The following is a 19517-nucleotide window of genomic DNA, read 5'->3' as shown; positions in this document are numbered from 1 at the left end:
ACAAGGAAGGAAAATGCCATGCGGCAACTCGTGAAGACACATCTCAACGTGAGCGATACGGCTCCCGTCGAATGGGCGACCAAGGGAGGCAATATCCTGTACACCGCCCAGATCCCGATCCGGGAAGACGGCTCCATCGAAACAGGCGGCATCGCCGCGCAGGCGCAGGTTACCCTCGACAATCTGCGGCGCACGGTCGAAGCGGCGGGCGGCACGATGGATGATGTCACGCAGGTGCTTGTCTATCTTCCCCACAAGTCGGACTTTGCCGGTATGAATGAGGTCTACAAGACCTTCTTCAACAAGCCTTATCCCAACCGTGCAACGGTGGTGGCCGATCTCATGGTGGAAGGCGCCCGAATCGAGATCGTCGCCTACGCCCACATTGGCGGGTAATGGTGGCAGACACGCTTGTCATCGGGGCTGGCGTCGTGGGAACGGCGACAGCCTATTATCTGGCGCGGGAGGGTCTCGCGACGACCGTGCTGGATGCTGCCAGCGAGGCTGCGGTGGAGACGAGCTTTGCCAACGGCGGCCTCGTCACACCCAGCACCGCGTTTCCCTGGTCATCGCCGGGTGCTCTGCGATTGCTGCTCAAATATATGGGCCGGGAAGACGCGCCCATGCTGCTCCGGCCCGGCGACATTCTGAAGCTTGGCGGCTGGGGCCTGCGCTTCGCACTGAATTGCCGGCCGGCGAAATATCGTCAGTCCGCACGCCTTCTCAGTAACTTCGCCCATCACAGCCTCGAAGAGCTCACCGGACTTCTGGCGCAGCAGAGTGTTTCCTACGAACTCTATCGCGGCGGGCTCCTGCAGATCTACCGGGATGATGCGGGCGCCCAGAACGGCAGTCTCTACGCCGCCTTCCTGAGAAGCATGGGCATCGCTTGCGATGAACTCGATCGAAGTGCCGTTCTGGCGCTCGAACCTTTGCTCGGACCTATTGCCGGTTCGATTCGCAAGGGGTTGCTTCTGCCGGGCGATGCCTGGGGCGATGCCCGGCTGTTTACCCATGCGGTCGAGAAGGCGGCACGCCAGCTGAGTGTAGCCTTCGACTATGGCGTGAAGGTTACGGGTCTCCATGTGGAAAACGGCCGTGTGGCCGGGGTCAAAACCGAAAGAAGCCTCATTCCTGCCGAGAGGGTTGTCCTCTGTGCGGGCGCTGCCACGCCGAGGCTCCTCGCACAGCACGGCATTACCGCGCCGATCTGCCCGGTGAAGGGATATTCGATCACACTGCGCCGGGAAGACATCGGCTTACTTCCAGCCCGCCCCATTGTCGATGATCACGCGCATCTGGGCGTCACGCCTCTTGGAGATAGGCTGCGTGTTGCCGGCACGGTGGAGTTTTCGGGCCATGACACTTCTGTCCGGGACATCAGGATCGGCAATCTCACGCGGGCGCTTGCGAACCTCTTCCCAAATATGAATATACCAGCGGACATTTCGCCCTGGGCAGGACTCCGTCCCATGACGCCCGATGGCCTTCCCATCATCGACCGGACTCCCATTGAGGGCCTATTCGTGAACAGCGGCCACGGGGCGCTCGGCTGGACCCTGAGCTGCGGTTCAGCTGACCTGATCTCCCGCATCATCATGGGGCGGGAAGCGAACGGCGGCTCGCCCTTTGCACTTAACCGTAGCTACTGGTGAAGACGGAAGGACCTGCCACTATTGACTGTCGTTGTTGCTCGCCAAAATCACTGCGTGATGTCCGGTGTGACGAGGCGCGACAGCTTGTCGAGCGAGTCCTGCCACCCGAGATGACACATTGCGACGGGAATGACGTCTGGTATTCCCGATTGTTCAACGCGCAATTCTGTTCCAGGACCTGCTTCGTTCAGGTCGACTGTCACGATCATCTCTCCGGGTAGACCGGGATCATCGAACCGGTCGGTATAACGAAGACGTTTAGCAGGCACGAACTCGAGAAACTCACCGCCGAAACTGTGCGAATGACCGGTCGTGAAATTGGTGAACGACATCCGGAAAGTGCCTCCTTCGCGGGCGTCCATATGTTCGACATGAGCAGTGAAGCCATAGGGCGGAAGCCATGCCGCCAGTGCATCAGCGTCCGTGAAGGCGCGGAATAGCTTGTCAGGCTTCACCGGCAGGACACGATAGAGATGAATTGTGCTCGGCACTTCTAAAACTCCCACGGCGCAAGATGAACATATATACTTAGCGATTCGGATCAAACTTGGGCGCCGCGCCGCTCTGGCACCACTACGCGACCTTCAAGCGGGGGGTAGATGCTCACGACCGGGAAAATACCGGCGTGGGGACAATATGCTGCTGGCTGGCAGAAGCAGCATGTCTGCTGCGGCCCACACGATGCAGCACAGAAGCAGCACGCCCGATACGATTTGGGATTCGAGGCCTGCGCCAGGGGGGGCAGCAGATAAAAGGCCCATGAGGCCCATAGCCATGGCCGGAAGCCGGCTGAGGAGCACAACCTCACGCGCAAACGTGCTGTTCATGAGCCAGCGGTCAGGTATTTGGTTTGCGGTACGATCTACCAGCGCACTTCCCAGCTTTCCCGCGGCATGAAGTACGCCCGCGGTCAGTGCCAGAACGACGTTTCCAAGTGCGAAGAATGCCAACGCCAACAGAACGGCGCCCGCTGCGGAAGAGAAATCGCCCGAGCGCAGCTGATGCGGGTCTGGTGGAAATCCGCGGGCCCATGCACGGTGATATACTTCTCCGCTCCAGAAGAAGACGGCTGTTGCAAGTGTGAGCGCGATGGCTGCGGGGCTGCCGTAGAGGAACTCCGCCGCCGCTGCGAGGGCAGACGCAAACCCACGCCGCTCGTCGGAAACTCCCAAGATTGCCGCGCAAAGCCCACCGGAAAAGCCAATGCAGTTGCCAAGATTATAGAGGCCGCCGGGACCCCGAAGGCGTTGGGTGAGGCGTATGAAGAGGCCGGACGAACGTCTGACGGGTTCGATCTCATGGGGAAGGGACGTCATCAGCATCTCCTCTGTCTGGATCCGCGATCGGCGCGGACGCTGACGGACCCTAGAAAACCGAGCCGCATCGTTCAGTGGCATTTGCCACGGCCGATGCTGTTTTTGAGGGGCAGTTCGATGCGAACAAGAATTCTTGCAAGATTGACGGCATGCAACTTTTCTGACACGGTCCTCTGTGGGAGATCGTTCATTGCAAATTCGCGCCACAGCAGCAGAGGGCCCCGCCCCGGATCTGGTACGGAGGCTCAAAGCCAGCATCGAGAACGGCTCGGGAGCTGCCAATGCCATTGCCAGCTATATGCTCGCAAATCTCCAGGGCCTGCCGTTCGAGACGGCGGCGACTCTGGGCGGGAAGATTGGGGTCAGTGAAGCATCGATCGGGCGGTATTGCCGGTCACTGGGTTATCGCCACTTCAAAGACCTTAAGGGCAGTCTGCGCTCGGAGTTCGGCAACACCGCTTGGCTGATCGGAGACCGCCTCAGAGAATTCCACAAGCGCAGCCGCCGGGGCAGCGGTGAACTAACCATCGCCCTTGAGCGAGAGATTGCGGCCGTGGTGGCGGTCTACGAACTCGCTTCAACGCCGGAGTTCGAGCGCTTCGTGGCGCGACTCGCGCATTGCCCCGCCGTATACGTTGCGGGGTTTCAAACGGAGCGGGGTCATGCACTCCAACTCGTTCACAATCTGCAATATCTCCGGTCCGGCGTGCACCTTGCAGACGTCGCGGGCGGGCACTTCGCCGAGATTCTGCTCGCCGACCCGGACACTGTCTGTTTGGTGCTGTTCGACGGGCGGCGCTACTCGCGCACCACGCAACAATTGGCGGAAGCCGCCTCGAAGGGGGGTATTCCGGTTTCGCTCATCACCGATCCTTATTGCGACTGGGCGCACGGCGTGGTCACCGAACTCTTTACCGTTCAGACCGACCTCAATCATTTCTGGGATACGACATCCGCCATGGCGAGCCTTGTGGGTCTCGCCATCAACGGCGTGTTCAAGGATCTGGGCGCCGTAGTGGAGGCCCGGATGGAAGGGGTGGCCGCATCTTACAACAGTTTCGTCGGGCACACGGGTTTTCCACATGGAATGGGGAGCTCGCTTCGTACCGTTCGAATGAAGACCGCAACAAGCATTTCTAAACCAACGGGAGGAAACAAGAAATGACGTTCAGGTTCAAACAGGCTGTCTTTGCAGCCGGAATTTCAGCGGCAGCCATGCTGTTGTCAGCGCCGCTTTCATTTTCGCAGGAAGTTACAATCGTTCTTAACACCAACGAGGTGGGAGCGCAGAGCTATAATCCAATCAAGGCCCCAATGCTCAACACGGCCACGGCCATGATCTATGACCGTCTCGTGGAGCAGGACGCAGATCTCTCCTTTCACCCGCACCTCGCAGAAAGCTGGGAGGAGGCTCCTGATGGCATGAGCTGGATTTTCCATCTCAAGAAGGATGTGAAGTTTCACAATGGCGAGCCGTTCAACGCCGCCACCATTCCGGCCTGGCTTGAGCTTTTCAAGGCAAGCGACAATGCCTATATGAGCGAAGCCATCGACAAGGTGGAGATCATTGACGATCACACCGTGAAGCTGGTCATGAAACACCCGGACCCGAACCTGCTCTACAATCTGTCGAGCGTTTTCATGTCGATTCCGGAACCTAAGGCCTATGTCGCCGATGGCGACAAATTCGGTGTCACGGAAGCGATCGGCACGGGCCCGTTCAAGCTCGATACCTTCAACGTCGGCTCGGAGACGGTGCTCGTCCGCAACGAGGATTACAAATGGGCATCGCCCCTCTCTCAAAACGTCGGTCCGGCGAAAATCGAAAAGCTGACATTCCGCGAAATCGCTGAGGATTCGACCGCTTTCCTCGAACTGAAGACGGGCGGCGTTGACATGCTGCTCTCAGTTCCCAATGATCTGGTTGGTGAGGTAAAAAACGAGCCAAAGCTCGCGGTTCTCACCATGCCCGGCCGTGAAGTAGTCTATATGCCGATGAATGTAACCGCTGAACCCTTTACAGACATCAAAGTGCGCGAAGCTGCGGCAAAGGCTATTAATCAGGAAGAAATCCTTGCCGCTGTTTATGGTGGCGCAGGTTCCGTTGCAGACAGCTTCCTCATCAGCGCGCTTCCGGAATCCAAGGTCGAAGCGAAGTATACGATCAAGTACGACCCGGCCCGCGCCAATGCTCTTCTTGACGAGGCCGGTTGGAAGATGGGCGCAGCGGGCGTGCGCGAGAAGGATGGAAAGCCATTCAAGGTTTCTCTCTGGGCACAGGCGGACACTTCCTTCAAGCGGCTTGCCGAAGTTGTTCAGGGCGAACTGAAGGCAGTGGGAATAGATGCTGAGATCACTATCTTTGACTCCTCTGCCATTCGTGACCAGTACAAGTCCGGCAAGCAGCAGCTCGCCGTTCGGTCCTATGAGTGGGACAATGCGGATATCATCGACTGGTTCTTTGGCGGTGACAGGCTGGGTTATCCGAACGTCTCCATGTACAATGATCCGAAGGCAGAAGAATTGCGGGCCAAAGCAATGACCGGCTCAAAGACAGGTGCTGAACGCTCCGCAAACTTCAAGGCCTATCACGAGTATGTCTTGTCGCAATTCCCCTTCGCGCCGATCTATCAGCCGGTGGTTAATGTGGGTTATAACAAGGACCGGCTGGTGATGCCGGACAAGGTACGCGGGACACAGATCGGCGCCGTGACCCTCATGGATGTCGACGTAAAGGAATAGGCCAAGAAATGCCGGCGCGGGCGGAGCAGTTGCAGTGATCAGCTATGCTGTCAGACGGCTGCTCATGCTCGTGCCGGTTTTCCTCGCGGTCTCCATTATCATTTTTCTGATCCTTCATCTGATTCCGGGGGATCCGATCGACAATCTGATCCGGATCGGGTCGAGCCCAGAGCAGCGGGATGTGATTGCCCAGCGCTACGGGCTCGACCGCAGCCTTCCGGTACAATATCTGATATGGATAGCAAACGTGCTCCGCGGCGAGCTCGGCACGGCCATTGTGGGGCAAAGACCCGTCTCAACGATGATTATGCAGGCTCTGCCCTATTCGCTGGCGCTCGGTGGTGCTGCACTTCTATTCTCTGCGGCTGTGGGGATCCTGCTGGGGGTCATCGCGGCCTGGCGGCGGGAGGGCTGGGCAGACCAGCTGATCATGGGAGGCGTGCTACTTGGCTCGACCATGCCGACGTTCTGGCTCGGGCTGCTGATGATTCTTCTGTTCTCGGTTCATCTGGGCTGGTTTCCCGTCTCAGGCGCCAAGACCTGGCAGGCACTGGTCCTGCCTGTGCTGACGATCGGGCTTGCCGGCACCGCACTGGTGGCACGCGTTACCCGCGTCGCCATGATCGAAGCGCAGCAGCGGGATTTCGTCATGCTGCTTCATGCCAAGGGGTTGCCGCGCTGGCGTATCCACCTTGGCCATGTGCTGCGGCATGCGCTCACCGCCGTGGTCACCATACTCGCGCTCCGCATCGGCTGGATTCTCGGGGGCGCGGTGACAGTGGAGGTCGTGTTTGCGAGGCCGGGGCTTGGCACGCTACTGATCAAGGCGCTCAACCAGCATGACTATCCAGTGGTACAAGCCTCGCTCCTGCTGCTGGCGATGGCGGTGATGCTGGGTACCCTGCTGGGTGATCTCTTGCAGGCAGCGCTCGATCCGCGCGTCAGAATGTCGATGTCATGACGGCGGAGCTGCTTTCGCGTGAACACCGGAGGCCGTGGCGAGATATGGCCGTCATGAGGGCGCTGCGCACGCCCAAAGGTGCAATTGCCGGGGGCTGGATCATCTTTGTGGTCTTGGCAGCGATCCTTGCGCCTGTACTGACCCCCTATGCCTATGATGTGCAATCGCTGAAGGAGGCTTATCAGCCGCCAAGTGCTGCGCACTGGCTTGGCACTGACGAATTCGGCCGTGATCTCCTGACCCGGCTTTTCTATGGGGGCCGCATCTCGCTGTCCGTCTCCGGCATCGCCATTGGTGTGTCTGTTTTCATCGGAATGGTGCTTGGAGCTGCGGCAGGATATTTTGGCAAGCGCTTCGATCAGATGATCATGGTGGCAGTGGATCTGAGCTGGTCCTTCCCTGAGATACTCGTGGCGCTGATCCTCGTCGCGATCATCGGCCCTGGTATCACGGGCACACTTGTGGCAATCGGCGTTGCCTATCTGGCACAGTTCACGCGCCTCACCCGCGCCCAGATCATGGCCATCAAGTCGGAGACCTATGTTGAAGCATCGCGCAGCCTCGGCGCATCGCATGGCCAGGTCTTGTTCGGACATTTGCTGCCAAATGCGCTTGCCCCTGTCCTGGTGAGCGGCATGCTGGCCACGGGGGATGCAATCATCCTGGAAGCAACGCTCGGCTTCTTTGGCCTGGGCGCTCAGCCTCCGACGCCGAGCTGGGGCGCCATGATGTCCTCCGGCACTGCGCTGTTGTTCAAAGCTCCATGGATCATCATTTTCCCGGGGCTTGCGGTGGCGATCACCGTCGTTGCCATTAACATCTATGGCGATGCGCTCATTCGCGCGCTCGACATCCGCGCGCGGCTGCGGTCGGCATGAAGTTGGGCTGAGAATGGCACTCCTCGAAGTGAAGGACATGAAGGTCGAGATCGGCCCTGTGACGCCGATTGATGGCGTGAGCTTTGCGCTCGACCGAGGAGAGATCCTCGGGCTCGTGGGCGAATCGGGCTCCGGCAAGTCACTCACCGCGATGGCAATCATGGGGCTCCTGCCGCTGAGTGGTGGCCGGGTGAGTGCCGGCTCTATCCGTTTCGATAGTATTGAACTGACGCAACTTTCTGAACACGCCTACCGCGCGCTGAGAGGAAAGCGGATTGCCTTCATCAGCCAGAACCCGATGACGGCGCTCGACCCTCTCCAGGCGATTGGCGCGCAGATTGACGTGATTGGCACCCTGCATTTCGGCAAGAGCGCCGCACAGGCCCGGCACCGCACCGTGGACGTGCTCACGCAATTGCGAATACCAGACGCAGAGGCAATCTGTCGGCAATATCCCCACCAGCTTTCTGGCGGCATGAAGCAGCGCATTGTTGTCGCCATGGCGCTTGCGGGCGAACCGGACATCATCATTGCAGATGAACCTACCACCGCGCTGGACGTGACGGTTCAGGCGCAAATCATTCACCTGCTTGCCTCCCTGGTGCGGGAGCGCGGCATGGCACTGCTCTTGATCACCCACGACATGGGCGTCGTGGCCCAGTGCTGCGATAAGGTTGCAGTCCTATATGCGGGGAGGCTTGCCGAAGCCGCTGCTATTGGCCCGTTGTTCGAGGTGCCGGCCCATCCTTACACGAAGGCGCTCATCGGCTGCATTCCGCGTGCTGAAACGCCAAAGGGAACGCTCATGGGAATTCCTGGTACAGTCCCGGCGGTTTCGGCTTATCCTGCGGGATGCCGCTATCATCCCCGCTGCCCCAAGGCCCAGGACCTCTGTATCCGGACTGTTCCAGCTCCCGCGCCGCGTCCGGAAGGCGTGGTGGCGTGTCACTTTCCCTTTTTGACAGATATGTGCAGCGATGACTGAAGGCAGGGTACTGCTGTCAACTGAAGGACTGACGCGGCGTTTTACCAGTGGTGGTGGACTGTTCCGGAGATCACGTGAAATGACCGCCGTGCGTGACGTTACAATCACCATTCCGCGTGATTCCATCACTGGCGTCGTGGGCGAAAGCGGTTGCGGAAAATCAACCCTCGCTCGTCTCGTCCTGCGCCTGATTGAGCCAACGACCGGCCGCATCCACTTTGATGGCGCGGACCTGATGGCATTGCGTCCAGATGACATGCGCCGCCTCCGCCGCCGAATGCAGATGGTGTTTCAAGACCCTTATTCCTCGCTGGACCCGCGTTTTACGATCGCAGATGTGTTGGCAGAGCCGTTTCGTGTTCAAGGTGACCGCGTGAGCGCCGGAGCCATCGCCGATCTCCTCGAGCAGGTCGGGCTCGCCGCAGAAATGGCGGGTGCCTATCCGCATCAGCTCTCGGGCGGCCAGCGTCAGCGCGTCGGAGTGGCGCGAGCGCTTGCGCAGAGACCCGACTTCGTCGTGCTGGACGAACCCACTGCCTCGCTTGATGTGTCCATTCAGGCTCAAATCATTTCACTTCTGGAACGTCTGAAAGGCGAACTGGGTCTCACCTATTTGTTTATCTCCCACGACCTCGGGCTGGTGCGCTACTTCTGTGACCGGATTTTGGTGATGTACCTTGGAGCCGTAGTGGAAGAACTCCCTTCGACGGACGTTCAACCGCGCCACCCTTACACGCGTGCTTTGCTTGAAAGCACCTTCAGCCCTGATCCCGGCAAGCGCCGCACACTGGTGGCGATGCAGGGCGAAATCCCGTCTCCCCACAATCTCCCGCGGGGCTGCGCCTTTGCCGGGCGCTGCCCCAATGTGATGGCCCGTTGCCTGGAAGAACGGCCTCAGCTCATGGGAGAACACACCGCCCATCGCGTGGCGTGCTTCAATCCACTGTGAATGGTTCAAGAGGAGATCGCCTTGCCCCGACATGTACTGACGGCAGAGTTCGCCCATGAGAGCAACACCTTCAAGAAGGGGCTCACGACGCTCGACGATTTTAAGGCCGAAACCTACCTTATCGGCGATGCTGCCATCGCCGAACGGGGCGACGCCAATACGGAACTTGCAGGTTTCCTCGATGCGGCACGAGAGAAGGGATGGTCTGTAAACCACGTTATCTCCGCCCATGCGGGGCCGGGTGCGCGGGTGGCGCGCGCGGCCTATGAGGATATCGCTGGAAAAATCTGTGAAGCGATCAAAGCAAATGTCGCACAGCTTGACGGTATTCTGCTGTCACTTCACGGCGCCATGGTGCCGGAGTTCTGTGAAGACGGAGAGGGAGAGTTGCTGTCCCGCATCCGTGCTATCACGGGGCCGGACATGCCGATCGCTGTCTGCCTTGATCTCCATGCGAACTGCACACCACTGATGTGTGAGCTTGCGGAAATTGTGCTCTCCTACAAGACCTACCCCCATATCGACATGCGTGAGCGCGGCTTGCAGGCGGGGCGCATTCTGGAGAGCCACATGGCCGGCGAGACAAGACCCCGCACCTTGCGCGCCCACCGGCCCATGCTGGACGAGATCAATGGTGGCCGTTCCGATGAAGGGCCTATGGTTCCTCTCTATGCAAAGGCAAGGGAAGCGGAGAGCGAACCCGGAATCCTTGCCGTCTCTATCAACGCAGGTTTCTCCGACGCGGATATCCGCGACGTGGGTCCGACGGTAACGGTGACTTTTGATTCTCGCCTGCCGGCTGCGGAGCCGCGCGCCAGGGCCATTGCCGAGGAAATTGCAAATGGAATCTGGGAGGCCCGGTTCACGAGCGTGAACAGCTATCTCAGCGTTGAAGAGGCGGCTGACGTCGCTTGCCACTTCGACGCGGCGAATGGCCCCCTCATCATCGCGGACTATTCCGACAACCCTGGCTCAGGAGCCTACGGAGATTCAACGAACCTGCTGAAGGCAATGCTCGAGGCCGGTGTGGTGAACGCTGCTTTCGGGCCCATGATCGATCCGCAGGCTGCTGCCTTCCTCCACACACACAAGGTTGGAGATCGCGTCCGCCTTTCGCTGGGCGGCAAGAACGATCCTGCCTTCGGTGGCGGGCCGCTGGACGTAACAGGGGAAATTGTGGTGCTCAGCAATGGCGACATGATCTGTGATGGTCCGATTCTGGGTGGCCTTCATCACAGCTATGGTGTCACCGCGGTGCTGCGCGTGCAGGGCATTGATGTTCTCGTCGTCACCGGCAATTCGCAGATTCTCGATCAGCAGCAGTTCAAGGCCTTCGGCATCATGCCAGGGGAGAAGGCCGTGATTGCGCTGAAATCCATGCAGCACTTCCGCGCTGCCTTTGAACCCATTGCGGGAAAAGTCATTGTTTGCGACAGTGGCGCCCTGTCGACACCGCGCTATGAGCGCCGCACCTATCGCAATGCGCCCCGCCCAATCTTTCCATTGGACGCAGACTTAACGATCTAAAACATCTTCACGGCCAGCGGGACGGCAACAGCACCAAAGTCCTGAACGTGAACGCTAAGCGAGTTTCAGGACCACCCGGCCCACGATCTTACCCTGGCGCATATCATCGAGAACCGTGTTGATCTCTTCAAGTGGAGCGGTGCGAATTGTTGCCTTGACGAGGCCGTTGGCGGCAAAGGCAATCGCCTCATTCAGGTCCTGGCGTGTGCCCACATTTGAACCCCTGACAGATAGTTCCCAGTTCGTGATTGCAGAAATCGAGGCTCTGATTTCGTCGGACTTGCCGCCGGGAAGGCCGATATAGGCCACGGTCCCGCCAGGCCGGAGCATCAGAACCGCCTGCTCGAAGGCCTTACTGGCCACTGCGGTGACGACGGCCGCGTGAGTTCCCCCGATCCGCTCCTGGATGGCCACTACGGGGTCAACCTCTGCCCCATTGACGATGATCTCCGCACCAAGTGATTTTGCCAGTTCGAGCTTTTCCGCGGAAACGTCCACGGCGGCAACGCGCAGGCCCATGGCATGGGCATACTGCACGGCAATGTGGCCGAGACCGCCGATTCCCACCACTGCCACCCACTGCCCAGGCCGCGCATTGGTGCGCTTCAGACCACGATAGGTGGTGACGCCCGCGCACAGAATGGGCGCCATGGCATAGGGGTCGGTGCCAACCGGCAACCGCCCGACATAAGCAGCAGGTGCCACCAGATATTCCGCATAGCCGCCGGGCTTGGTATAGCCTGTGGCCTCTGCCGCCTTGCAGATGGTCTCCATGCCGGCAAGGCAGAACTCGCACTGACCGCAGGCGGAATACAACCAAGGCACGCCCACCTCGTCGCCCACGGTGAAGCCGGTAACGCCGGGGCCGACCTGTGCCACCGTTCCCGCAACCTCATGGCCCGGGATCAGCGGCAGCACCGGGGGCGGCGTCCAATCGCCATCAACGGCATGGAGGTCGCTGTGGCAGACACCGCAAGCCGTAACTTTGATGAGGAGGTCGCCATAGCCCGGCTCCGGAATGGCCACCTGCTCGATCTTCAACGGGGTCTTGAGTGTGTGCAGAATGGCGGCCTTCATCGTCTGGGTCATGTCTGTGCTTTCGTTTGCGTTTGACCGGAGCATAGATTTTGCCACGGGAATGTGGCCATATCCCTAAAGCGATAAGGGTACAGATGGCATCACATATGTCGAGAAAGCTGCTTCTTCTTGAGCAATGGAGCCGCGGCATGGCGGAAATCGCCGCAACTCAGCGCAGCGATCAATTCATCCCGGTGCTGCTCGCCAGTGTCAGGCGGCTGGTGGATTTCGACTTTGCCATGGTCTTCGCCTATGCCGGTACGGCGCGGCCGCTGATATTAGGCGATACCCTCGATCAGAATCGTCATCGCATCATTGCCGAAGATTATGCCGATGGCCCTTTTCTGTTGGATCCTCTGTTCCGGCTGGTGGAGGAAGGCAGACGATCGGGATGTTTCCGCCTCCATGATGTGGCGCCAGATCATTTCCGGCGCAGCGAGTATTTCCGCGTTCATTACAGCCGTACTGGAATTGGGGAGGAAATCGGCCTCTTCTTCGAGTTGGAGCAGGGCCTCACGGGTGTCATCTCCTTCGGCCGTTGGGACAGTTCGCCTCGCGTCACGCGCGCCGATTTTGGTATCCTTCGGGCTCTGGAACCTGCCATTGGCGCTTTCTGTAAGGGTCACTGGGCCAGCCTCTATGGCCACCGGGAGCTGCGCGCGCTGCCGACGCGCGGCACGGCGCAACCTGATTTCCTGTCACTCACCCTGCGCGAGCGCGAGATCGTCACGTTGGTCCTGAGAGGACATTCGACGGAATCGATCGCCATGCAGCTGGGCATCAGCCCGGGCACGGTGAAGATTCACCGGAAGAATATCTATCGGAAGATGAAGGTGTCCACCCAGGCGGAACTCTTTGCCGCCTTCCTAGGGCTCTCAGGGCAAGGTGGTGCAGAGTCGCCCTATTCCCCCGGGGATATGGAACGCCTACCCCAAATCCCCCAACGTCGACGCCCATAACAGTTATTGGAGGAAAGCCATGTCAAAGAACTGGTACAGCGATCTGCCGCAGTATTATCAGAAGCAGATCAAGGCGATGGGCCTTGATGAGGCCGGCATGAACCGCCGCCGCATGCTGAAGGGCATGGCGGGTGCTGCCGGTGTGGCCATGCTCGGCCTCAATACCCGGCAGGCGCATGCTGCCACCCAGATGACCTATATGTGCTGGGAAGGCTATAATGACCCGCGCATCATCGACCCCTTCAACAAGGCAAATGACACTGAAATCAGCTTCGACTTGATCGTGGACAGCCCCGGCGGCTTCGCCAAGCTGCAAGCCGGCGCGTCGCGCGAAGTCGACATCGTGTCAAGCGACATGCCCTGGATCACCCGCATGGGCCCTGCGGGCCTTGCGCTGGAATTGAACCCGGACAACTACACAGATGTATACGCAACGTTTTACGACCAGTTCAAACCACCCTTCGAACCTCTGATGAATGAGGGGAAAACCATCGGCGTTGCCACACGCTGGGGCTGGGTTGGCCCCTGCGTGAACACTGACGTCACCAAGCCGGAGACCTGGCGGACCTACGACCCTGTTTTCGACCCCGCCAACAAGGACAAGATCTGCGTGATGGATTGGGGTGACTGGCCGATCCTTCCGATGGCGCTGCACGCCGGCATCGACCCCTATGAGCCGCTGGACCAGGCCGCACTAGATGAGGTGCGGAAAGTTCTGCGCGCCATGTTCAAGAACACACGCACGCTCGTGGGTGATCTCACCCAGGCCCAGAAGGGCCTTCTCGATGGCTCGCTTTTGGGCTGTATCGGTGCAGGTTCTTATCTCACCTCGGCCGTGAGGAAGCAGGGCCACAAGAATATCCTCGCCATTGTTCCAGAGCCGAAGAACGGTCTCAAACAGGGGATCATCTGGGTGGAGGCGACCGCCATCCTCAAGGAGACGGACCAGCCTGAACTTTCGCAAAAGCTTTTGAAACACGTCGTCTCGAAGGAGTCGGGGCACATTCTCGCACTGCTTGATACCACCTGCAATGTGGTGACCAACAAGGCGGTTGAACAGCTCTTCACGCCTGAGGAGAAGGACATCCTGCAAATGGATTACATGTGGCACGCCTGGGACAATTCCCAGATGCACCGCATCGCGCCCAACATCGACGACATGCTGGCGATCTGGCAGGAAGAGCTCGCCGCCGCAAAGTGAAGCCTTGACGGGCCGGACAAGCAGGCGCCTTGTCCGGCCTCACTGTTTTGAGAGAACATGACGAACGCTTCAATCCTGTCTATCGCCGACGTTCACAAGTCATACGGTACTTATCCCGCATTGAAGGGTGTGTCTCTGGATGTGCGCCAGGGTGAGTTCATTGCACTCGTCGGCCCCTCGGGCTGCGGTAAGACCACGCTGCTGAAGCAAATCGCCGGTTTTGAAGACGCCACGTCCGGCGTGATCCGCATCGAAGGGCAGGACATGGCGGGCGTTCCCGCGGCCTTGCGGCCCACCTCCATGGTGTTCCAGAAGCTGGCTCTTTTCCCGCATATGACTGTAGCCCAAAACATTGGCTTCCCTCTCAAGCTGAGGAAAGCGAGCGCAGCCGAGATCGCGGCGAAGGTGGATGACATGATCCAACTCATGGAGCTGAAGCCTGAATATCTGAAGCGTTATCCACGTGCCCTGTCAGGCGGAGAGCAGCAACGCGTCGCGCTGGCTCGCTCCATGATCTCCTCGCCCAAGTTACTTCTGCTGGATGAGCCTCTCTCGGCGCTGGACGTGAAGCTCAAGAAGGTCCTTCAGGCAGAATTGAAGCGTCTGCACCGCTCCGTCGGTGTCACCTTTGTCCACGTTACACATGATCTCGAGGAAGCGATGATGCTGGCAGATCGCATCTGTGTTATGCGCGCCGGCCGCATTCTACAGCTGGGTGAGCCGAGCGACATCTATTACCGTCCGGCGGATACCTTCGTCGCAGGCTTCATCGGGGAAACCAACCTCATTCCCATTTCCATCACCGGCCGCAGCGGATCGGAGGTGAGTTACACGAGTGGCGAGATTGTCGATGCGCAGAAAGGTGTCGCTTCTTCCATGGTGGCACCCGGCGTCGCCGAAGGTGCGGCGCTGATGATGGTGCGTCCTGAACTGATCCGCCGCTGTGACGAAGCAGCAGCGGTTGACTGCAGGATTTTCGCTACTGTCACCGAGGTCTTCACCAAGGGGGGCACGGTTCAGTATCGCGCCCGCTCCACGAAGGGCCTTGAGCTCGCAATCGAGATTCAAGGCACGTCCCATCTACCCATGCAGCTCGGTGAAGATGTCTGGCTGGGCTGGAACAAGAAGGACATCTGGGTGCTGAAACCAGGAGAGGCCTGAGGCCGATGGAAAACGAGATTTCCAGATCCTGGCGCGACCCCGAATTGTGGGTCAAGGCACTGCCCAGTGTCATCCTGCAGACCACGTGCTTTCTCGCGCCGCTCGTCATGACATTCATCCTCACCTTCCAGCGCACGCAGAATTTCATGCTGCGCTGGACGTGGGACCTCGCCACCTGGGCGGACGTCTTTTCCAAGCCCCATTATTGGACCATCCTTCTCCATACGCTCGTGATGGCGGTGGCCTGCGTCCTGCTCTGTATCCTGCTCGCCTTCCCCATTGCCTATGGGTTGGCGACGCGTTTCAAAAAATATGACAATGAGATCAAGGTTCTGATCACCTTCGCTTTCATCACGGACGCAACGCTCAAAACCTTCGGCTGGGTGCTGTTTCTGGACAAGAAGGGTGCAGCCAACTACCTCCTCGTTCATGTGGGATTCCCACCCGATGCTGTGTCCTTCCTGTTCACAGATTGGGCAACGCTCCTGGGCATGGTCTACAATCTCCTGCCCTTTGCGATCTTCACCATCTATCTCTCGATCGACAACATTGACCGTTCGCTGATCCTTGCCGCCTATGATGCCGGTGCGGGCAAGTTCCGCGCCTTCTGGGAGGTCACGCTGCCGCTGTCTAGGCCCGGTATTTGGGCCGGAAGCGTGCTGATCTTCCTTCTCGGAGTCGGTGTCTTCCTGGAACCAAAGGTGCTCGGCGGTGGCAAATCTCCAATGTCGGCAGAACTGATCCGCCAAACCTTCGAAACGCGTGTCAACTGGCCGCTTGGTGCTGCCCTCACCTTGGTACTCATGGCCGTTGCCGTGTTCGTAGTGCTGCTGTTCACCCGCATTGCCGGCATGCGTAGGGCCTCGATATGAACCATCGCCTTGAAAGTGGGTTCGCAAACCTGATTCTCTATGGCAGCATGGCAGCTGTCCTGATCTTCTTCTATGTGCCGATCTTCACGCTCATCGCCTTTTCGTTCCAAGAGGGCCGCTTCCTTACGTTGCCCTTCGATGGCGTGTCGTTGAAGTGGTACGGTGATCTGTTTCGTAGCGACCCGGCACTGACCGCGCTGTGGAACTCAACCTATATTGCAGTTGTCGCCATGGTTTTTGCCACTGCGATTGGCACCATGGCCGCCATTGTCGGGGTTCGTTACCGCTTCAAAGGCAAACGTGCTTTCCAAGGGCTGGCGGGAGCGCCGCTGGCCTTCCCGCAGCTTCTGCTCGGCATTGTCCTGCTCCTGTGGTTTTCGGTGCTCGGCCGCTGGTTCGGATTCAACACAGGGATCGTTACCGCCATTATCGGCCATGTGGTCTATATCGCACCCTTCGCCATGGTGATCGTGGCAGTGCAGGTCTATAACTTTGATCCGGTGTTGGAAGATGCAGCGCGGGATTGCGGCGCCACCACCTGGGAGGTTTACCGCTATGTGACAATCCCGCTTCTCTGGCCTGGTATCTTCTCGGCGGCCATTTTCGCCTTTCTCCTGAGCTGGGGCAACTTCTACATCACCTACAGTCTCGCGGGGTCGACGCGAACAATTCCCACCTTCATTTTCAGTGGCATCGCAGTTGGCTCGTCGCCGCTCTATCCGGCAATCGCCACGGTCGTCTTCGTGCCGGGAATCCTGCTCGTGATCCTCGCGAACCGTTTCCGCCTTCGTGGAAACAGGCAGTAGGCGCCGGCAGTTCTCCTGACCGCAACCAGCTAAAGACGAGCAAGTCTGCGAGCTTATTTGACATGATTGACTTCAACCCAATGTCGAGGAAAGTTGGCAATACACTCGAAACCAAATCCGGGGGGACGGCCATGTGGAACTGGATCAGCCGGCGTAGTCTGCTGAAGGCGGCTGCGTGGTCAGCTTTGCCGCCATTCGTATCGGCAGGCGTCGCTTTCCGGCCGGAAGCTGCCCGCGCCGGCAGCAATGCGCCGGGCGCTTCGGTTGAATATCTGCCGGTTACGCTGGACGTGGTGCCCTTCCCAAGGAACATCAGCTTCACTGCAAATATGCCGGGTAAGGAGCCCGTCACCCTCTCGGGCCACTACTGGTACAATGCTCCGGCACTGGCCGCCAACACCCGTTGCCCGGCCATCCTGGAGCTCAATCCCTACCGCTGCCGAGATGGCACGATGTATGTTGACAGCAAAATGCATCCATGGTTCGCCTATAGCGGCTATTTGAGTTTCCGCGTGGACCTTCAGGGCAGCGGAAACTCCACCGGATCACTCACCGACGAATATACCGAGGAAGAGCTTTCCTATTGTGTTCAGGTGATCCAGCAGATCGCCAATCTTCCGATCTGCGATGGCAATGTGGGGATGATCGGCGAATCCTGGAGCGCGGTGAACTCCCTGATGGTGGCTGCGCGCGAAGATTGTCCGTCCGCACTCAAGGCGGTGGTCGTGAACTGCGGCTCGGACGATCGCTACAATGATGATGTCCACTACATGGGCGGCGCCATGATGATGGACAACGTGGGCTGGGCCTCCAGCATGTGGGGATGGCTTCCTGCTCCCCCAGATCCGGCCGTGGTGGGTGACAGCTGGCGTGAGAATTGGCGGCAGAGAATCCGCAACATGTCATTCTGGTTCCAGCAATGGGGAACACACCAGACGCGCGACGAGTATTGGAGCCGCACCAGCGTTCGCGATCACTACGACAAGGTGAAAGTCCCCGTCTTCATCATGTCCGGCTGGGAAGACGGCTACAAAAACCCAGTAGATCATGTGTTGCGAGGGCTTGGTGGCTTGGGGAAGCCGGTCGCCGCGATGCTGGGCCCCTACGGGCATCGTTACCCTTTTGACGGCTATCCGGGGCCGCGTGTGGACTGGCTGCGCTACGTCGTGGACAATTGGTGGGACAAATGGCTCCGCGGCAAGGAGCCCGACCCGGCGAAGCTCTGGCCGGAACTCACATTGTGGCTGGGCAATTCACGCGAACCTGAATCGTCGCCAGACTTCGAAGACAGTGGCACGTGGGTTGCCGAGGACCATGATTGGATGAAGCGGACCAAGGAGAAGCATTTCTTCCTTGCACCCAATGGCTCGCTGCTGGCAGAGCCACCCACAGCTGCGAGCAGCAGCACTGCGTCTGTTGCCCTCGCAGCCGCCGGGACACCTCTCACCATGGGCACCTCCATGTTGGAGACGAGTTCCTTTGGCAATTCAGGCAACCCCGACCTTCCAGGTGACCAGACACCAGACGACAATCTTTCGATCACGTTCGACAGCGCTTCGCTCTCCCAAGACCTCGCTTGCTACGGATATCCCGTGGTGAAGCTCAACCTGACCTGTGATAAGCCGATTGCGGCCCTCGTTGTTCGTCTGACGGAGGTGAGCCCCACCTCCGGCAAATCGCATCTCGTCAGTTACAGCTTCTTCAATCTCGTCTACCGTGAAGGCGATCAGGCCAAACCGCAGCCAGTGGAACCTAGGCTCTTTGCCGTAGAGGTACCCCTCAACATCATCGGCCATGTCTTCAAGCAAGGCTGGAAAATCAGGCTCGCGGTATCGCCCGTCTACTTTCCCACCTTGTGGGGAGCACCCGAAGTTCCCCGCATCGAGCTCTTTGCAGGTCCGGCCGAAGGCAAGTCCCCCGCCGTTCTGATCCTGCCCGGCCGGGACGCGCGCCTGGAGGACGAGGGTCTCAATGCCCGTCTGCCGCCGCATACGGCCTATGTCGACCCCGAACTCTATGTCCCGACACTCGAGACGATCAGGCCCGGTTCGAACCAGCGGCTGGTCGAACGCGTGGATGTCGATGGCAGTCCGGGGACCGTTGTGCGCAAGACCTTCGACAGCGGGCGCACCGTTTTTGGTGGTGCGTTGGATAATCTGCTGGTTGACGTGAAAGCATCCGAGAATTTCCAGATCCTCGATGGCCAGCCACTCTCCCAGACGGGATTCACGCGCTACGAAACCACGCTGCAACGGAGCGACTGGATTGTTCAGGTGGTAACTAGCACGCGGGTTTGGAGTGAGAAACAGTCCTCTGACGGTGGCGTGGTGTTCAAGTACCAGGCCAACGTCCAGGGCTTCACGGACGGCGAACTGTTCGAAGAAGCACAGGTTGAGGGAACGATCCCGAGGCTTTGGGTATGAACGAA

At 59.2% G+C, this 19517-nt stretch carries 18 protein-coding genes; 15 read left to right on the top strand and 3 right to left on the bottom strand.

All coding sequences use genetic code 11. The annotated features are described in order from the left end of the window. Window positions 1-18 precede the first annotated feature (18 nt). Together ACO06F_RS08535 and ACO06F_RS08530 are read left to right on the top strand one after the other, a co-directional pair. On the top strand, window positions 19-396 hold the full coding sequence (locus tag ACO06F_RS08535) for a RidA family protein (RefSeq protein ID WP_421696265.1): 378 nt from the start codon (window positions 19-21) through the stop codon (window positions 394-396). Further along, window positions 396-1655, top strand: coding sequence for an FAD-dependent oxidoreductase (locus ACO06F_RS08530; RefSeq protein ID WP_421696264.1), 1260 nt, complete (start codon window positions 396-398; stop codon window positions 1653-1655). The genes ACO06F_RS08535 and ACO06F_RS08530 overlap by 1 nt, the downstream gene beginning before the upstream one ends. 47 nt (window positions 1656-1702) lie before the next feature. Here ACO06F_RS08530 and ACO06F_RS08525 read toward each other — a convergent pair whose 3' ends face one another. Both ACO06F_RS08525 and ACO06F_RS08520 read right to left on the bottom strand, forming a co-directional pair. Continuing rightward, on the bottom strand, window positions 1703-2146 hold the full coding sequence (locus tag ACO06F_RS08525) for an SRPBCC family protein (RefSeq protein ID WP_421696263.1): 444 nt from the start codon (window positions 2144-2146) through the stop codon (window positions 1703-1705). Window positions 2147-2239: 93 nt separating this feature from the next. Next, window positions 2240-2971, bottom strand: coding sequence for a hypothetical protein (locus ACO06F_RS08520; RefSeq protein WP_421696262.1), 732 nt, complete (start codon window positions 2969-2971; stop codon window positions 2240-2242). 190 nt (window positions 2972-3161) lie between these two features. Here ACO06F_RS08520 and ACO06F_RS08515 point away from each other — a divergent pair, with 190 nt between their 5' ends. The 7 genes from ACO06F_RS08515 to ACO06F_RS08485 all read left to right on the top strand — a co-directional run bounded on the left by ACO06F_RS08515 (window position 3162) and on the right by ACO06F_RS08485 (window position 11013). Beyond that, window positions 3162-4136, top strand: coding sequence for a MurR/RpiR family transcriptional regulator (locus tag ACO06F_RS08515; protein WP_421696261.1), 975 nt, complete (start codon window positions 3162-3164; stop codon window positions 4134-4136). After that, window positions 4133-5713 carry an ABC transporter substrate-binding protein gene (locus ACO06F_RS08510; RefSeq protein ID WP_421696260.1) on the top strand — a complete coding sequence of 527 codons (1581 nt, stop codon included), beginning with the start codon at window positions 4133-4135 and terminating at the stop codon, window positions 5711-5713. The genes ACO06F_RS08515 and ACO06F_RS08510 overlap by 4 nt, the downstream gene beginning before the upstream one ends. A gap of 34 nt (window positions 5714-5747) precedes the next feature. After that, window positions 5748-6674 carry an ABC transporter permease gene (locus ACO06F_RS08505; RefSeq protein WP_421696259.1) on the top strand — a complete coding sequence of 309 codons (927 nt, stop codon included), beginning with the start codon at window positions 5748-5750 and terminating at the stop codon, window positions 6672-6674. Continuing rightward, the gene (locus ACO06F_RS08500) at window positions 6671-7552 is read left to right on the top strand and encodes an ABC transporter permease (protein ID WP_421696258.1); all 882 of its coding nucleotides are present in this window, start codon (window positions 6671-6673) and stop codon (window positions 7550-7552) included. The genes ACO06F_RS08505 and ACO06F_RS08500 overlap by 4 nt, the downstream gene beginning before the upstream one ends. A gap of 13 nt (window positions 7553-7565) precedes the next feature. Then, window positions 7566-8537, top strand: coding sequence for an ABC transporter ATP-binding protein (locus tag ACO06F_RS08495; protein WP_421696257.1), 972 nt, complete (start codon window positions 7566-7568; stop codon window positions 8535-8537). Between the two features lie 79 nt (window positions 8538-8616). Further along, window positions 8617-9486, top strand: a complete 870-nt coding sequence (locus tag ACO06F_RS08490; RefSeq protein ID WP_421696256.1) for an oligopeptide/dipeptide ABC transporter ATP-binding protein — start codon at window positions 8617-8619, stop codon at window positions 9484-9486. Window positions 9487-9507: 21 nt separating this feature from the next. After that, on the top strand, window positions 9508-11013 hold the full coding sequence (locus ACO06F_RS08485; RefSeq protein ID WP_421696255.1) for a M81 family metallopeptidase: 1506 nt from the start codon (window positions 9508-9510) through the stop codon (window positions 11011-11013). A gap of 54 nt (window positions 11014-11067) precedes the next feature. On the opposite strand, the gene ACO06F_RS08480 is transcribed toward ACO06F_RS08485, so the two are convergent. Then, window positions 11068-12102: a zinc-dependent alcohol dehydrogenase gene (locus ACO06F_RS08480; RefSeq protein ID WP_421696254.1), complete on the bottom strand. Its 1035-nt coding sequence runs from the start codon at window positions 12100-12102 to the stop codon at window positions 11068-11070. A 95-nt stretch (window positions 12103-12197) separates the two neighbouring features. On the opposite strand from ACO06F_RS08480, the gene ACO06F_RS08475 reads away from it, so the two are divergent. The 6 genes from ACO06F_RS08475 to ACO06F_RS08450 all read left to right on the top strand — a co-directional run bounded on the left by ACO06F_RS08475 (window position 12198) and on the right by ACO06F_RS08450 (window position 19512). Then, window positions 12198-13049, top strand: a complete 852-nt coding sequence (locus ACO06F_RS08475; protein ID WP_421696253.1) for a helix-turn-helix transcriptional regulator — start codon at window positions 12198-12200, stop codon at window positions 13047-13049. Window positions 13050-13068: 19 nt separating this feature from the next. Beyond that, the gene (locus tag ACO06F_RS08470) at window positions 13069-14250 is read left to right on the top strand and encodes an ABC transporter substrate-binding protein (protein ID WP_421696252.1); all 1182 of its coding nucleotides are present in this window, start codon (window positions 13069-13071) and stop codon (window positions 14248-14250) included. A gap of 57 nt (window positions 14251-14307) precedes the next feature. After that, window positions 14308-15411, top strand: coding sequence for an ABC transporter ATP-binding protein (locus tag ACO06F_RS08465; RefSeq protein ID WP_421696251.1), 1104 nt, complete (start codon window positions 14308-14310; stop codon window positions 15409-15411). Window positions 15412-15416: 5 nt separating this feature from the next. Further along, window positions 15417-16283 (top strand): ABC transporter permease, encoded by an 867-nt coding sequence (locus ACO06F_RS08460; RefSeq protein WP_421696250.1) that lies wholly within the window; start codon window positions 15417-15419, stop codon window positions 16281-16283. Beyond that, complete coding sequence (locus ACO06F_RS08455) at window positions 16280-17089, top strand: ABC transporter permease (RefSeq protein WP_421696249.1); 810 nt, start codon at window positions 16280-16282, stop codon at window positions 17087-17089. The genes ACO06F_RS08460 and ACO06F_RS08455 overlap by 4 nt, the downstream gene beginning before the upstream one ends. Window positions 17090-17169: 80 nt before the next feature. Next, on the top strand, window positions 17170-19512 hold the full coding sequence (locus ACO06F_RS08450) for a CocE/NonD family hydrolase (RefSeq protein ID WP_421696248.1): 2343 nt from the start codon (window positions 17170-17172) through the stop codon (window positions 19510-19512). The last annotated feature ends 5 nt before the right edge of the window (window positions 19513-19517 follow it).

Origin of the sequence: Aestuariivirga sp. (genome assembly GCF_965227715.1) — a bacterium.
Lineage (GTDB): Bacteria > Pseudomonadota > Alphaproteobacteria > Rhizobiales > Aestuariivirgaceae > Aestuariivirga.
The sequence above is the reverse complement of the archived record's forward strand: the minus strand, read 5'-3'. Positions and strand labels throughout refer to the sequence as shown.

Coding starts and splice junctions, on each gene's coding strand:
- ACO06F_RS08535 (WP_421696265.1), top strand. CDS start 19: ATGCGGCAACTCGTGAAGACACATCTCAACGTGAGCGATACGGCTCCC.
- ACO06F_RS08530 (WP_421696264.1), top strand. CDS start 396: ATGGTGGCAGACACGCTTGTCATCGGGGCTGGCGTCGTGGGAACGGCG.
- ACO06F_RS08520 (WP_421696262.1), bottom strand. CDS start 2,971: ATGACGTCCCTTCCCCATGAGATCGAACCCGTCAGACGTTCGTCCGGC.
- ACO06F_RS08510 (WP_421696260.1), top strand. CDS start 4,133: ATGACGTTCAGGTTCAAACAGGCTGTCTTTGCAGCCGGAATTTCAGCG.
- ACO06F_RS08500 (WP_421696258.1), top strand. CDS start 6,671: ATGACGGCGGAGCTGCTTTCGCGTGAACACCGGAGGCCGTGGCGAGAT.
- ACO06F_RS08495 (WP_421696257.1), top strand. CDS start 7,566: ATGGCACTCCTCGAAGTGAAGGACATGAAGGTCGAGATCGGCCCTGTG.
- ACO06F_RS08490 (WP_421696256.1), top strand. CDS start 8,617: ATGACCGCCGTGCGTGACGTTACAATCACCATTCCGCGTGATTCCATC.
- ACO06F_RS08480 (WP_421696254.1), bottom strand. CDS start 12,102: ATGACCCAGACGATGAAGGCCGCCATTCTGCACACACTCAAGACCCCG.
- ACO06F_RS08475 (WP_421696253.1), top strand. CDS start 12,198: ATGTCGAGAAAGCTGCTTCTTCTTGAGCAATGGAGCCGCGGCATGGCG.
- ACO06F_RS08470 (WP_421696252.1), top strand. CDS start 13,069: ATGTCAAAGAACTGGTACAGCGATCTGCCGCAGTATTATCAGAAGCAG.
- ACO06F_RS08465 (WP_421696251.1), top strand. CDS start 14,308: ATGACGAACGCTTCAATCCTGTCTATCGCCGACGTTCACAAGTCATAC.
- ACO06F_RS08460 (WP_421696250.1), top strand. CDS start 15,417: ATGGAAAACGAGATTTCCAGATCCTGGCGCGACCCCGAATTGTGGGTC.
- ACO06F_RS08455 (WP_421696249.1), top strand. CDS start 16,280: ATGAACCATCGCCTTGAAAGTGGGTTCGCAAACCTGATTCTCTATGGC.
- ACO06F_RS08450 (WP_421696248.1), top strand. CDS start 17,170: ATGTCGAGGAAAGTTGGCAATACACTCGAAACCAAATCCGGGGGGACG.